The sequence below is a fragment of the Mesorhizobium sp. USDA 4413 genome (assembly GCF_056280365.1).
This window is the reverse complement of the sequence record NZ_JBVPRP010000001.1, coordinates 2,821,376-2,836,395: the sequence shown is the minus strand read 5'-3', so window position 1 is coordinate 2,836,395 and position 15,020 is coordinate 2,821,376. Positions and strand designations below refer to the sequence as shown.

General features: G+C 64.5%; 10 protein-coding genes, 1 pseudogene and 1 riboswitch. Of the genes and pseudogenes, 7 read left to right on the top strand and 4 right to left on the bottom strand.

Features of this window, described 5'->3' with window-relative positions; genetic code table 11:
- The first annotated feature begins 40 nt into the window (after positions 1–40).
- Positions 41–277, top strand: a complete 237-nt coding sequence (locus ACVMIM_RS13595) for a DUF1127 domain-containing protein (RefSeq protein WP_476112480.1) — start codon at positions 41–43, stop codon at positions 275–277.
- Between the two features lie 76 nt (positions 278–353).
- Here ACVMIM_RS13595 and ACVMIM_RS13590 read toward each other — a convergent pair whose 3' ends face one another.
- The 3 genes from ACVMIM_RS13590 to ACVMIM_RS13580 form a co-directional block, all read right to left on the bottom strand.
- Positions 354–1,406 carry a substrate-binding domain-containing protein gene (locus tag ACVMIM_RS13590; protein WP_476112479.1) on the bottom strand — a complete coding sequence of 351 codons (1,053 nt, stop codon included), beginning with the start codon at positions 1,404–1,406 and terminating at the stop codon, positions 354–356.
- Between the two features lie 39 nt (positions 1,407–1,445).
- Entirely contained in the window at positions 1,446–2,441 is a 996-nt protein-coding gene (locus ACVMIM_RS13585; protein WP_040998082.1) for an ABC transporter permease, read from the bottom strand.
- Positions 2,442–2,518: 77 nt separating this feature from the next.
- Positions 2,519–4,030 (bottom strand): sugar ABC transporter ATP-binding protein, encoded by a 1,512-nt coding sequence (locus ACVMIM_RS13580; protein ID WP_476112477.1) that lies wholly within the window; start codon positions 4,028–4,030, stop codon positions 2,519–2,521.
- A 135-nt stretch (positions 4,031–4,165) separates the two neighbouring features.
- Here ACVMIM_RS13580 and mtnK point away from each other — a divergent pair.
- From mtnK to ACVMIM_RS13550, 6 genes and pseudogenes are all read left to right on the top strand, one after another.
- Positions 4,166–5,435, top strand: a pseudogene (gene mtnK / locus ACVMIM_RS13575) (S-methyl-5-thioribose kinase).
- A complete protein-coding gene (gene mtnA / locus ACVMIM_RS13570) occupies positions 5,432–6,526 on the top strand; it encodes an S-methyl-5-thioribose-1-phosphate isomerase (protein ID WP_476112476.1) in 1,095 nt (364 codons plus the stop codon). Before mtnK ends, mtnA begins: the two are co-directional and overlap by 4 nt.
- A 275-nt stretch (positions 6,527–6,801) precedes the next feature.
- A riboswitch (FMN riboswitch) is annotated at positions 6,802–6,948 on the top strand.
- A gap of 79 nt (positions 6,949–7,027) precedes the next feature.
- Positions 7,028–7,495: a 6,7-dimethyl-8-ribityllumazine synthase gene (locus tag ACVMIM_RS13565; RefSeq protein ID WP_476112474.1), complete on the top strand. Its 468-nt coding sequence runs from the start codon at positions 7,028–7,030 to the stop codon at positions 7,493–7,495.
- 156 nt (positions 7,496–7,651) lie between these two features.
- Positions 7,652–8,716 (top strand): class II fructose-bisphosphate aldolase, encoded by a 1,065-nt coding sequence (gene fba, locus ACVMIM_RS13560; protein WP_040998092.1) that lies wholly within the window; start codon positions 7,652–7,654, stop codon positions 8,714–8,716.
- A gap of 396 nt (positions 8,717–9,112) precedes the next feature.
- The gene (locus ACVMIM_RS13555; protein WP_476112471.1) at positions 9,113–9,838 is read left to right on the top strand and encodes an MgtC/SapB family protein; all 726 of its coding nucleotides are present in this window, start codon (positions 9,113–9,115) and stop codon (positions 9,836–9,838) included.
- Positions 9,839–10,435: 597 nt separating this feature from the next.
- Positions 10,436–13,840, top strand: a complete 3,405-nt coding sequence (locus ACVMIM_RS13550; RefSeq protein WP_476112469.1) for an acyl-[ACP]--phospholipid O-acyltransferase — start codon at positions 10,436–10,438, stop codon at positions 13,838–13,840.
- Positions 13,841–13,902: 62 nt separating this feature from the next.
- Here the strand turns inward: ACVMIM_RS13550 and ACVMIM_RS13545 are convergent, their stop codons facing one another.
- Positions 13,903–14,862 (bottom strand): dihydrodipicolinate synthase family protein, encoded by a 960-nt coding sequence (locus ACVMIM_RS13545; protein ID WP_476112467.1) that lies wholly within the window; start codon positions 14,860–14,862, stop codon positions 13,903–13,905.
- Positions 14,863–15,020 lie beyond the last annotated feature (158 nt).

Here is a 15,020-nt window from a genome sequence, read left to right as displayed (position 1 = left end):
GTCGAGGGCTCTCGGAACCCTCATTTCGATGGAGGCTGCCATGAACGACAGCTTTGTACCTTCTACATGTCTGGCGACGCCCACAATGCACACCGGCCGCTCGCGCTACAGCCTCTCAGCTTTGCGCAGCCTCATCGCGGAGCGCCGCAAGCAGGCCCGCTTTCGCTTCGACCTCAAGCGCATGGCGACGGATAATCCGCATCTGATCGACGATATCGGGCTGACTAAAGAAGAGGTCGAGGCGGAGATCGCCAAGCTGCCCTTCTGGCAGCGATAAGACCGCTTCCAGCCGGCTGAAAAGACGGAGAGCGGCCCATTGGGCCGCTCTCCTCATTTTGCGACCGCTTGACCCCTTACTTGGCGTTCGGGTTCGGCATCCAGGCCGGCATCGCGACATCGGCATGGGCGAACTGCGGCAGCTTGGCCGACAGGTCTTCCATGTTCTTGATGTCCTTGTCGATCAGCTCCTTCTGGGTGATCAGCGTCGGCGGCACGATGACGTTGTGACCGGGATCCTCGCCGGCGAGAAGCTGCGCCAGCGCACGCACCGAAACCTGGCCGACGACGGCCGGGTTGGTGGCGGCGGTCGCCGCCCAGGCGCTGTCCGGCTCGCGCATCGCGGCGATGTCCGAGGTCGAAATGTCGGCAGAATAGATCTTGATCTTCTTGTTCAGGCCGGCTTCGTCGACGGCGATCTTCACGCCCTTGGCGAACTCGTCATAGGGCGCGAACATCACGTTGATGTCGGGATGCGCTTGCAAAACCGAGCGCGCCTGGTTGGCGACGGAGTTGGCGATCGGATTGTCGAGCGTGCCGAACTGGGCGACCTCGTTGATGCCCGAATATTTCTTTTTCACGTCCACCCAGGTCTCGTTGCGGCGGTCGAGCGGGGCGATGCCGGCGACATAGACATAGCCGGCCTTCCAGCTCTCGCCATTGTCCTTGATCGCCTGCTCGAGCGCGAGCTTGGCCAGGTCGCGATCGGACTGCTCGATCTGCGGGATCTTCGGGTTCTCGACATTGACGTCGAAGGCGACGACCTTGATGCCGGCGTCGACCGCTCGCTGGGCGGCGTCCTTCATCGATTCCGTCAGGCCGTGCTGGATGATGATGCCCTGCACGCCGAGCGCGATCGCCTGGTCGACCATGTCGGCCTGGAGCGCGGCGTCCTGGCGGCTGTCGAGCACGCGCAGGTCGACGCCGAGCGCCTTGGCCTGCGCCTCGACGCCGGAGAGATAGGCCTGGAAGAAGTCACCGGTCGAAAGATAGCGCACCAGCGCGATCTTGACGCCCGGCTTGTCGAACGGCGCCGGGCGCTCCGCCGCCAAAGCGGTCCCCTGCATCAGCAGCGCCGCGCCAGCGAGGCCGAGTGCTGCCTTCCCCAAAAGTCTTCTTGTGATGCTCACTTGGTTTTCCTCCGTTTTGTCTCAATGCCCCGGTCGAAACTATCTCTTGCCCCTGCCGGAAAGGGCGAAGGTGAAGACAAGGGCGACGACGAGCACCGCGCCCTTGACGAAATCCTGCGTGTAATAAGGGGCGTTCATCATCGTCAGGCCTTGCAGCAGAACGCCGACGAACACCGCGCCGACGGCCGTGCCGAAGGCGTTGGGCTTGGCGGCGCCGAGCACCGCGTAACCGATGAGCGCCGCCGCTACTGCGTCGAGCAGGAGATTATTACCCGAGGCGATGTCGCCGCGTCCAAGCCGGGCAGCGAGCAAAATCCCGCCGATCGAGGCAAAAACTCCCGAAATGACATAGGCCCAGATTTTGTATGCCTTGACAGGCGCGCCGGCGAGCTCGGCCGCCCTCTCATTGCTGCCGACGGCATACATCATGCGGCCGAAGCGGGTGTATTCGAGAAAGAACCAGATGAGCAGGGCGAGCACGACCAGCACCACCACCGAAACCGGGATCAGGTTCGGGATGAAGAAGTCGATGCGGTGGCGGCCGAGCGCCAGGAAGGCTTCCGAGAACTTGCCGTTGGCGACCGAGCCGTCGGGCATGGTCATGCCGGTGGCGATCGAGCGGCCTTCCGTCGGGATACGCTGCAGGCCAAGCAGCAGGAACATCATGCCGAGCGTCGCCAGCAGGTCGGGCACCCGCATATAGACGATCAACCAGCCATTGATCAGGCCGACGATGACGCCGATGACCAGGCAGGCGATGACCGCGACGATGGCGTTCTGCTCCAGCACCACCATCGCGTAGGAAGCCGCCATCATGGCGCTGGTGGCGACCGAGCCGATCGACAGGTCGAAACCGCCGACAACCAGGGTCGCGGTGACGCCGAGAGCCAGCACGCCGGTGATGGCCACCGACTGGAAGATGAAGACGGCGCTCTGCGGCGACGCGAAGCCTTCGGCGGCGACCGCGAAATAGGCGATCAGTCCGATCAGCAGGACGATGAAGCCGTAGCGGATGGCGTAATCGCGCAACGTCATCGAATGCTCTCGCGCCGCTGCCTTGTCCGCCAAACTGGAACTCATGCCTGCACTCCGAGTCTCGTCATCCTGCGATCTCACGCCGCGCTGGTGAGCGGCCCGCCGGCCACCTGCGCCAACAGCCGGTCGAGATCGATGTTATCGTTCCGGTGCTCGCCGACGATCGTTTGTTCCGACATCACCAGGATGCGGTCGGCGGTTTCCAGCGCCTCGTCGATCTCGGTGACGAAGATCAGCGTTGCGCGGCCGTCGGCGCTGGCCCTCAGCTTGGCTGCGATGTCGCGCCTTGCCGAGATGTCGACGCCTTGGAAGGGCTCGTCGAGGATGAAGAGGCGCGAGGCCTGCGACATCCAGCGCGCCACCATGACCTTCTGCTGGTTGCCCCCGGAAAGCGCGGAGAGTTCGTCCTTCTCCGAGCGGCAAACAATGCCGAGCTCGTCGATCTGGCGGCGCGCGGCGGCGCGCTCGGCGCGCTTCTTCATGACGCCGAAGCTCGACATGCGCTTGAGAAACGGCAGGCTGATGTTGCGCTCGATGTTGAAGCCGCCGACGATGCCGCTCGCGGCGCGGTCCTTGGCGACGAGGAAGACGCCGGCGGCGATCGCCTCGCGCGCCGAGCCCGGCGCATAGGGCTTGCCATCCATCTGCATGGTGCCGGCGAGCGGCCTGCGCACGCCGAACAGCGTTTCTGCCAGCGCCGTCTTGCCGACGCCGACCAGACCGGTGATCGCCACCACTTCGCCGGTGCCCAGCGTCATCGAGATCGGCTTCGACCCTTGCGCGAGTTGCAGGCCTTCGGCGGTGAAGACGGCTCGGGCCGAGCTTCTCGCCACCACCCTGTCGAGGTGGATCTTGCGGCCGAGCATGGCGTTGACCGCGCCCTCATAGTCGAGCGGCTTCCGGTCGAAGGTGCCGGAGACGACGCCGTCGCGCATCGACACGATACGGTCTGCCAGCCGCCGGATGTCGGACATGCGGTGCGAGATGTAGAGTACGGCGACACCTTGCCCGCGCAGCCGGTCGATCAGTGAAAACAGCCGGTCGGCTTCGGCGCTCGACAGCGAAGAGGTCGGCTCGTCGAGGATCAGGACCTTGGGCCGATGCGCCATGGCCCGCGCAATCGCCACCATCTGCCGGTCGGCCAACGACAAGCCGCTGACGCGCGCCTTGAGGTCGATGGCAAGTCCCATGCGGTCGGCGACCGCTCTCGCTTCGGCCCGGACATTGGCAGGCTTGAAAAGCAACGACGCGCCTCTGCCGCTCAGCCGGTCGAGCGTCAGGTTGGTGGCGACGTCGAGGTCGGCGACCACCCCGTCATTGATGTTCTGGTGCACGGTGACGACGCCGGCGCGGATGGCTTCGGCGGGGGACTGCGGGTCGAAGGCCTGGTCTGCGAGCCGCATCGTGCCCGCTCCGCGTTCGTAGACGCCGCTGACGATCTTGACCAGGGTGGACTTGCCGGCGCCGTTGGCGCCCATCAGCACAGTCACCTCGCCCGCAAAGAGATCGAGCGAGATGCCGCCAAGCACCTCGTTCTGGCCGAAGGATTTCCTCAGGCCCTCCACATGGAACACGGCATCTGCGCCCATCCGTTCCTCCCGGATCGTGACGCTATGGGCTCGCTCGGCAATTGTCAACACGATTGACATTTGCCAGAGCGCTTCCTAGCTTGGCCCCGCCGCCGTGGCTCCGCTATCGTCGGAACCGCGCGCAGGAGGGAGAGCATGACCGGGAAGTTCGAAGCATTGTCGGTGGGAGACGCTGCCGAAGCGCCTTGGCGGGACCGCGGCGCTGACCGAGCGGATCGGCAAGGATGCCAGCCGCTGGAAGGTGCGTGAGGTCGGCGACGGCAACCTCAACCTCGTCTTCATCGTCGAAGGCGACAAGGGCGCGGCGGTGGTCAAACAGGCGCTGCCCTATGTGCGGCTGGTCGGCGACAGCTGGCCGCTGCCGCTCAAACGCTCCTTCTTCGAATACCATGCGCTGACAAGACAGGAGCGCCGGGCGCCCGGCTCGGTGCCGGCGATCTACCATTTCGACGAGACCCAGGCGCTGATCGTCATGGAATATCTGGCGCCGCCGCACGTCATTCTGAGGCGCGCGCTGATCGACGGCCGCGAATTGCCGAACATCGCGCGCGACATCGGCTTGTTCATGGCCCGCACGTTGTTCCGCGGCTCGGATCTCTCGATGGTGACGAAAGAGCGCAAGGCCGACCTGGCGCTGTTTGCCGATAATGTGGAGCTCTGCGACATCACCGAGAATCTGGTGTTCTCCGATCCCTATTTCGACGCCAAGATGAACCGGCATACCTCGCCGCAACTCGATGGCCTGGTCGCCGAGCTGCGCGCCGACCGCGACCTCAAGGTCGAGGCGCAGCGGCTGAAGCACCTCTTCGCCGCCAATGCCGAGACGCTGCTGCATGGCGACCTGCATTCGGGCTCGATCATGGTGACGGACAGCGAGACCAGGATGATCGATCCGGAGTTCGCCTTCTACGGCCCGATCGCCTTCGATGTCGGCATGCTGCTCGCCAATTTCTGGATGGCCTTCTTCTCGCAGCGCGGGCACGAGGAGAAAGGCAGCCGCGACTCCATGCGCGCCTATCTGCTCGGCGTCACGGCCGAGACCTGGGCGACCTTCCGCGCCGAGTTCTCGCATCTGTGGCGGACCGAGCGTACCGGCATCCTCTACCAGAGGAGCCTGTTCGAGGATCAGGGCGACCTGCTCGGCTCAGAGCAGGCGCTCGACCACATGCTGCACTCCATCTGGACCGACCTGCTCGGCTTTGCCGGCATCGAGGTGCACCGGCGCATCCTCGGGCTGGCCCACAATGCCGATTTCGAAACCATTGCCAATGCCGATCTGCGCGCCAGATGTGAGGCCAAGGCTTTGCGCTTCGGACGCCATATCGCAGTCAACCGGCGCCAGATCCACAGCATCGACGAGGTCAACAATCTGGCCGCGCTGATCGAACAGGAGAAGAGCCTTTGAACGTCGGCGAACGTCACTATCGCACCATCTGGCTCAGCGACGACAAGCGGTCGGTCGAGATCATCGACCAGCGCTGGCTGCCGCATGAGTTCCGCATCGAAAAGATCGGAAGCGTCGCCGGCATCGCCACCGCGATCCGCGACATGTGGGTGCGCGGCGCGCCGCTGATCGGCGTCACCGCGGCCTATGGCGTTGCCATCCAGATGACGGAGGATCCGTCGGACGAGGCGCTCGACGCGGTGTGGGAGACCCTTCACAAGACACGGCCGACGGCGATCAATCTGCGCTGGGCGCTGGACGAGATGCAGCGGTTCCTCAAGCCGCTGGCGCCGGAAGAGCGCGCAGAAGCGGCCTACAAGCGGGCCGCCGAGATCGCCGACGAGGATGTGGGCTTAAATCGCGCCATCGGCGAGAACGGGCTTGAGATCATCAAGAAAATCGCGGCGAAGAAGAAGCCGGGCGAGACCGTCAACATCCTGACCCATTGCAATGCCGGCTGGCTGGCGACGGTCGACTATGGCACCGCCACCGCGCCGATCTATCTGGCGGCCGAGGCCGGCATTCCCGTCCATGTCTATGTCGACGAGACGAGGCCGCGCAACCAGGGCGCACAGCTGACCGCCTGGGAGATGGCCGGCCACGGCGTGCCGCACACGCTGATCGTCGACAATGCCGGCGGCCACCTGATGCAGCATGGCGACATCGACATGGTGATCGTCGGCACCGACCGCACCACCGCCAATGGCGATGTCTGCAACAAGATCGGCACCTATCTGAAGGCGCTGGCCGCCGCCGACAATGACGTGCCCTTCTATGTCGCGCTCCCCTCGCCCACCATCGACTGGACCGTGGCCGACGGGCTGAAAGAGATCCCGATCGAGGAACGCTCGGGCGACGAGGTCTCGCTGGTGTGGGGGAAGGCGGCTGACGGAAAGGTCGCGCAGGTGCGCGTCTCGCCGGATGCCACCCCGGCGGCCAACCCGGCCTTCGACGTGACGCCGGCCCGGCTGGTGACAGGTCTCATCACGGAGCGCGGCGTAGCGAAAGCCTCGCGCGAGGGGCTGAAGGCGATGTTCCCGGAACGTGGGTAGTCTCCCTTGTCGGGAGACGTTTGGTAGGACACCAGATGCTCCGCCAGCATCTCAAAGCTTGGGTTCCTCGCCCCTCGCCAAAGGCGGGGGAGCGGTGTCCGCGAAGCGGACGGAGAGGGGGCCTTCGTAGGGCGCTCCCCTCTCCGTCTCGGCTTCGTCGAGCCTCCTCTCCCCATTTCGTGGGGGCGAGGAACCTTGGTCCTGCAGCGCCGCGATCCTTCGATTGGACACTCGTCGATTGACAGCGCCACCCTCCTCTCCCATAAAACCGCCGTTAATGTTCTCAGGGCGGGGTGAAAGTCCCCACCGGCGGTAAGGGTTTCGGCCCAAGCCCGCGAGCGCCTTCCAGCCTATCGGAAGGGTCAGCAGATCCGGTGCGATTCCGGAGCCGACGGTTACAGTCCGGATGGAAGAGAACGATCGCAGAAGACGGTCCGCGCGCGGACCGCGTTTTTTTGCGTCGTGCGTCCTGATTCTGGTTCGAAACGGAAGGAAGGACCCATGAATCAGCATTTCCCCAAAGACCATACTGTCCGTCGTGTCGCCGTCATCCGGGCGCGCTGGCATGCCGATATCGTCGATCAGTGCGTGGCCGCCTTCGAGGGGGAGCTTGCCGTGCTCGGCGGCTTTGCCGTCGAGGTCTTCGACGTGCCGGGAGCCTATGAGATCCCGCTGCATGCCAAGACGCTTGCCGAAACCGGCCGTTATGCGGCGATCCTCGGCACCGCCTTCGTCGTCAATGGCGGCATCTATCGGCACGACTTCGTGGCAAGCTCCGTCATCGACGGCATGATGAACGTGCAGCTCGTGACCGGCGTGCCGGTGCTGTCGGCGGTGCTGACGCCGCACAACTACCATGACAGCGCCGAGCATCACCGCTTCTTCCACGAGCATTTCGCCGTGAAGGGCAAGGAAGCCGCCAAGGCTTGCGTCGACATCCTCGCCGCGCGCGCACGCATCGCCGCCTAAGCCGAACGCGCCTGATTTCAGCCCTGCAACAAGAATTGCGGCCGAAGAGGCTTCAAAAGGTTGCGATGGGTTCGAAATCCGGCCAGAAGCAACAAGGCCGCCCGCCGGGGCGGCCTTTTCAAACACGGGCTCGAACCAGATACGGGAGACTATTCGTTGGCTCGCATCACATTGAGACAATTGCTCGACCATGCCGCCGAACATGGCTATGGCGTGCCTGCCTTCAACATGAACAATATGGAACAGGGGCTCGCCATCATGGAGGCGGCCGAGGAGACCAAGTCGCCGGTCATCCTGCAGGCCAGCCGCGGCGCGCGCGCCTACGCCAATGACGTGGTGCTGGCCAAGTTGATCGACGCGCTGGTCGAGATCCATCCCGACATCCCGGTCTGCATGCATCTCGACCACGGCAACAACGAAGCGACCTGTGTCACCGCGATCCAGTATGGCTTCACCTCGGTGATGATGGACGGCTCGCTGAAGGAAGACGGCAAGTCGCCGGCCGACTATGCCTATAATTCCGGGATCACGCGGCGCGTCGTCGACATGGCGCATTGGGGCGGCGTGTCGGTGGAAGGCGAGATCGGCGTGCTGGGCTCGCTGGAAAGCGGCGGCGGCGAGCAGGAGGACGGCCACGGCGTCGAAGGTGCGATCAGCCATGACCAGTTGCTGACCGATCCGGTGCAGGCCGAGCAGTTCGTGCGCGACACCCATGTCGACGCGCTGGCGGTTGCCATGGGCACCAGCCACGGCGCCTACAAATTCTCGCGCAAGCCCGACGGCGCGGTGCTGGCGATGAACGTGATCGAGGAGATCCACCGCCGCCTGCCCAACATGCATCTGGTCATGCACGGCTCGTCCTCGGTGCCGGAGGAGTTGCAGGAGATCATCAACAAATATGGCGGCCAGATGAAGCCGACCTGGGGCGTGCCGGTGGAAGAGATCCAGCGCGGCATCAAGCATGGCGTGCGCAAGATCAACATCGACACGGACAACCGCATGGCGCTGACCGGCGCGATCCGCAAGGTGCTGACCGAGAACCCGTCGGAATTCGATCCGCGCAAATACCTGACGCCGGCAATGGCCGCGATGAAAAAGCTCTGCAAGGAACGCTTCGAGCAGTTCGGCACCGCCGGCAACGCGCCGAAGATCAAGCCAATCCCGTTGGCGGAGATGGCCAAGCGCTACAAGTCGGGCAGCCTGGATCCGAAATTCGGCTGAGCCTATCAATCCCGCGACCGGCTCGATCCCGGTCGCGGGCATCCGCCCACCGAAACGGGCGGAACTTCAAGCCCACAAATTGATTCCTGCTCAGAGACCTTCCGCATCCATCCAGGGGGAGCATTCATGAGCAAGGATCGCGACGACGAAGGCCGGTCTTCTCCGGCCGGCATGCCCGGCAGGGCGAGATCATCCTGCGCACGCGCGCGCAGCGCATCATCTTCATCGCAGGTTGGTAGGCACGTGGTGCTGGCGTTGGTGGTCAGCCTCGCTGCCCATTGAAGGTTGTCGTCCGCGGAAACCCGGACTTGGACCAAGGAACCATCACCGGCTCCGCCAGTTGAACGTCGCAGACGAAACTGAGGCGCGGCGACCTTTCAGCGCCCCATCGGGACCATGTTCGAGACGCTTTGCTGCGACATGCCGCTTCACCCGACCTGGCCGGATCTTGTCGGGCGGCTGCTGGTCACACTGCTGGCAGGCTTTCTCATCGGCTTGAATCGCGAGGCGCGCGGCCATTCCGCCGGGCTGCGCACGACCATCCTGGTCGGTTTGGCGGCCTGCCTGGCCATGGTCCAGGCCAACATGCTGCTCGACCTATCCGGCAAGGCGCCGGATTCCTTCGTGCGCATGGATGTGATGCGCTTCGCGCTCGGCGTGCTCACCGGCGTCGGATTTATCGGCGGCGGCGCCATCCTGAGGCGCGGCGATCTCGTCACCGGGGTGACCACCGCCGCTACCATGTGGATCATGACCATGATCGGCCTTGCCTTCGGCGGCGGCCAGTATGGCCTCGGCGCGATCGCGACGGTGCTGACTTTGGTGACGCTGCAAGCGCTGAAATGGGTCGACCTCAAGATCTCGCGGGACCATAAGGCAATCCTGTCGGTCACATGTGCGAAAGCATCGCCGCCCGATCTCCAGGACATGGTGCGCCCGCTCGGCTATGTTGCGCGCTTCGTCGGCATGGAATACGACGCCGGCCGCGACCGCTTCGTGTTTTCCTTCATGGTTCAATGGAAGCAGCCGGACGCGAAGGCGCCCTCAACCGACGTGCTGGGGCTGGTCGGCGAGCATTGCGACATCGAGCGGTTCGAGGTGATCAGCGAGAAGCCGACCTGAGCCAGGTTCACACCCCCTGCTTCCACCCCGGCGCAGGCCGCCGTTATCCGAGACCGGCACCACACCGGTGACGAAGGTCGCCTCGACGCAAGGGACAAACAGCGGGATGCGATGTCCCCGGCAGTTTCCGCCCGGCGAATCCGGACGGAAAGGGAACGCCCAGGCGGTTGTCCCCAGCGCCGGAGGACAAGCCCCTGCCCTTTCATACCTGTCTCTTTGCTTTCCTGATCGGGTGACGTGAACGTCGTTCATTTTCTTCTTGAACGGCGTTCACGATGTGGTATGGTGCACTCAATGAACGATGTTCAAGCAATGTATCCGACCTGAAACAAGCCTGCGCCGAGCCACACTCACCCTGAAACGAAAGGACCATATCGATGCTCGCCGACAGCCAAGCCCGCAGACAGTCGAGTGCCCGGAAGGCCTGGAGACCGATCATGGAGGACAGATTCCATGCACCAAGAACAAGAAACAAATGGATTGGACTGAATCGCAGTAACGAAGCTTAACCGCTTCCCGATAAACAAGGGTCAAACCGCGCAAGTGTCCGCTCAGTCCAATCGGATTGCCAGCCGGACTTGCCCAATGGAAATTGCCATGAACACCCATCTGATGATGTCGCGGCGCTTCGCGCCTCTTTTCTGGACGCAATTCCTCTCGGCCTTCAACGACAATTTCCTGAAGAACACGCTGGTGTTCCTCATCCTGTTCACGCTGGCGAAGGATCAAGCCGCCTCGCTGGTAACGCTGGCCGGCGCCATCTTCATGGCGCCCTTCCTGCTGCTTTCGGCGCTGGGCGGCGAGATCGCGGACCGCTTCGACAAGGCGCTGATCGCCCGCCGGCTGAAATTCACCGAGATAGCTGCGGCCGCCGTCGCCGTCGCCGGCATCGCGCTGTCGTCGATCCCGGTGCTGATGACGGCGCTCTTGATGTTCGGCATCGTCTCGGCGCTGTTCGGGCCGATCAAATACGGCATCCTGCCCGATCACCTCGAGCGCAAGGAACTGCCCAAGGCCAATGCCTGGATCGAGTCGGCGACCTTCGCCGCGATCCTCGGCGGCACCATAGCCGGCGGCGTCGTCTCCGCCGACGGCATCGGGGTCGCGGTGTTCGGGCCTATTATGATGGCCTTGGCCGTCGGCTGCTGGCTGGTCAGCCGCTACATCCCCTCCACCGGTTCAGCCGCCCCCAACCTTGCCATCGACAAGAACATCTTCCGCTCGACATGGCGCCAGGTCGCCGAATTGCGGACCGAGACGCGCATCTGGCGCGCCGGGCTGATGACCTCCTGGTTCTGGCTGGTCGGCGCCATCGTGCTTTCGATCCTGCCGGCGATGATCAAGGATTCGCTAGGCGGCAACGAGATCGCCGTCACAGCCTATCTCGCGGTGTTCGCCGTCTCGATCGCCATCGGCTCGGCTATCGCCGCCTGGATGTCGCAGGGCCGCATGGTGCTGCTGCCGGCGCCGGTCGGCACCGCGCTGATGGCGCTGTTCGGCCTGCATCTTGCCTGGACCATCGGCAGTATGCAGCCTTCGCCCCAAGCCGAGACGCTTGCCGCCTTCTTCGCCGGCCCGAACACCATCCGCGTCGCCGTCGACCTCGCCGGCATGGCGATCGCGGCCGCCTTCCTGGTGGTGCCGACCTTCGCCGCCGTGCAGGCCTGGTCGCCGGAAGCGCGCCGCGCCCGCGTCGTTGCCGCGGTCAGCATCGTCAATGCCGGCTTCATGACGGTGGGCGGCGCCCTCGTCGCCGCGATCCAGGCCGCCGGCGTCTCCATCGCGGGGATCCTGTTCGGCCTTGTCGTCGCCAACGCGATCGCCGCCTGGCTGATGCTGAAATTCCTGCCGACCAACCCATTCCGCGATTTCGTCTCGATCCTGTTCCGCGCCTTCCTGCGGCTGGAGGTCGAGGGGCTGGACAATCTCAAGGCGGCCGGCAAGGCGCCGATCCTTGCGCTCAACCATGTCAGCTTCCTCGACGGCCCGCTGGCGCTGACGCTGACCGACGAGGAGCCGGTCTTCGCCATCGACTACACGATCGCCCAGGCCTGGTGGATGAAGCCTTTCATGAAGCTCGCCCGCGCGCTGCCGCTCAATCCGGCAAAGCCAATGTCGACCCGTACGCTGATCAAGATCGTGCAGGGCGGCGATCCGTTGGTCATCTTCCCGGAAGGCCGCATCACCGTCACCGGCGGCCTGATGAAGGTCTATGACGGCGCCGCCATGGTTGCCGACAAGACCGGCTCGATGGTGGTGCCGGTGCGCATCGAGGGGCTGGAGAAGAGCTATTTCTCGCGGCTCTCCTCGCAGCATGTGCGCCGCCGCCTGTTCCCGAAGGTCAAGGTGACCATCCTGGAGCCGGTGAAGCTCGAAGTCGCGCAGGAACTGAAGGGCCGCCAGCGGCGCGCCGCGGCGGGCTCGGCGCTCTACCAGATGATGTCGGACCTCGTCTTCCGCACCCAGGATATCGGCAAGACTGTGCTTCAGAAGATCATCGAAACGGCGCACGAGCGCGGCATGAAACAGCTTGCGGTGCAGGATCCGGTCACTGGCTCACTGAGCTACGGCAAGCTGCTCACCGCCGCCGCGGTGCTCGGCGAGAAGTTCGAGCATCTCTATCCCGGACAGCAGACGCTGGGCATCATGCTGCCCAACGCCAACGGCTCCTGCGCGACGCTGCTCGGCGTCATGTCGGCCGGCAAGGTGCCGGCGATGATCAACTTTACCGCGGGCGCCGCCAACATCCTGTCGGCCTGCAAGGCAGCCGAAGTGCGGACCGTGCTGACTTCCCGCGCTTTCGTCGAGCAGGCAAAGCTCGGGCCGGTGGTGGAGGAGATCGGCCGCTCCATCGACATCGTCTGGCTCGACGATCTGCGCGCCACGATCGGGTTGAAGGACAAGCTGCTCGGCCTGCTGCGCAAGACGACGCCGCGGGTGGCGCGCAAGGCGGACGACCCGGCGGCGATCCTGTTCACCTCCGGCTCGGAAGGAACGCCCAAGGGCGTGGTACTGACCCACCGCAACATCCTAGCCAATGCCGCCCAAGCCGCCTCACGCATCGACTTCCATTCGGGCGACAAGGTGTTCAACGTGCTGCCGATCTTCCATTCCTTCGGCATGACGGCGGGCACCGTGCTGCCGCTGATCTCCGGCGTGCCGGTCTATTTCTATCCCTCCCCGCTGCACTACCGGATCGTGCCGGAACTGATCTACGGGTCGAACGCGACGATCATCTTCGGCACCGACACATTCCTCTCCGGCTATGCCCGCACGGCGCATCCATACGACTTCCGCTCGGTGCGCTACTGCTTCGCCGGCGCTGAACCGGTCAAGGCCGCCACACGCACAACCTATATGGAGAAGTTCGGCTTGCGCATCCTGGAAGGCTACGGCGTGACCGAAACCGCGCCGGTGATCGCCATCAATACGCCGATGTACAACAAATCGGGCAGCGTCGGCAAAATCATGCCCGGCATGGAATATCGCCTCGAGCCGGTGCCCGGCGTCGACGAAGGCGGGCGGCTGTTCGTGCGCGGGCCGAACGTCATGGCCGGCTACCTGCGCGCCGAGAATCCGGGGGTGATCGAGCCGCTGAAGGACGGCTGGCACGACACCGGCGACGTCGTCACGGTGGACGATGCGGGCTTCATCTCGATCCGTGGCCGGGCCAAGCGTTTCGCCAAGATCGGCGGCGAGATGGTCTCTCTTGCCGCGGTCGAGGCGTTGGCCGGCGAACTGTGGAAAGGCTCGCTGTCGGCCGTCGCCACGGTGCCGGACGCGCGCAAGGGCGAGAAACTGATCCTCATCACCGAAGCGTCCGGCGCCACCCGCGCCGAATTCCTGGCCTTCGCCAAGGCCAACGGCGCCATGGACCTGATGGTGCCGGCCGAAGTGCGTGTCGTGCCCAAAGTGCCGGTGCTTGGCTCCGGCAAGCTCGACTTCGCCGGCGTGACCAGGATGGTGCGCGGCGAGGACGAGATAAAGGTCAAGGCCGCATGAGCCGAGCGTGCGAGCAGGCCGGTGCGAAACACCGGCCTGTTCGTCCCGGCCGAGATCTCAATTCAGGCCGCGTATCTTGCCATTACCGGCTGCCTCGACCATTGGGCGTACCAGGTGTCGAACAGCTCGAGCTGCTGCTCGGCATAGCCGCGCTGACTATCGCTCAGCGCATCCGTCTCGTTGAAGTGCAGCCTGTACTCGGGATTACCCTTCAGCACCATCATGTGCTTGAAATAGAGCACGAGGTCCGGACCCTCGTCGAAAGAGGACAGCACGGCCAGCGCCGCGTCCAGTTCCTGCGCCAGCCGGCGCGCTTCGGCATCGCCCCTGGCCGCCGCCTGGCTGAGGCTGACGAGATGCAGCACTTCCTTGGGCAGCACATTGCCGATGCCGGTGATGGCGCCGGATGCTCCGCAATTGACGAAGCCGTGCAAGACGGCCGTGTCGACGCCGATCATCAGTGCAACCTCGTCGTCGCGGCTGGTGATGTTTTCCGCCGCGTAGCGCAAATCCGCCGGGCCGCCGAACTCCTTGAAGCCGACGAGGTTCGGATGCTCGGCGCGCAGCGCGAAGAAGAGGTCGGCGCGCGTGGCAAAGCCGTAATAGGGACTGTTGTAGATAACGGCCGGCAGATCGGGCGCGGCGGCGAGGATCGCCTTGAAATGGTGGCGCTGCGCCGTCACGGAGGGCCCGCGCGACAGAACGCGCGGAATCACCATCAGGCCTCGCGCGCCGATCTTCTGCGCATGGGCGGCGTGTGCCACCGCACTGGCGGTATTCACCGCGCCGGTGCCGACGATCACCGGGACGCCGGCCTTCACCAGGCGCTCGACGCCTTCCATACGCTGTGCGTCGGTCAAGAGCGGCCAGTCGCCCATAGAGCCGCAATAGACGACGGCCGACATGCCGGCAGCGACCAGCTCGCGCCCCTTGCGCACCAGTGCGTCGAAGTCGGGAAGGCGGTCATCGGTGCAAGGCGTCATCAGCGCCGGCATGCAGCCGGAAAAAACGTTGGCGGTCATTTCGAAGTCTCCTTGAGGCAGGCATGCAGATTGACCAGTTTGGCCCGACGCGGCACCGCTTGCCAAGCGGATAGTCGAGGCTGATCGCACCCCGCAGGCCGACAAATGCCCCAATCATTGCGGCTTTGCCGCATAAGGAGCCTCCGGCCGTCGATAGG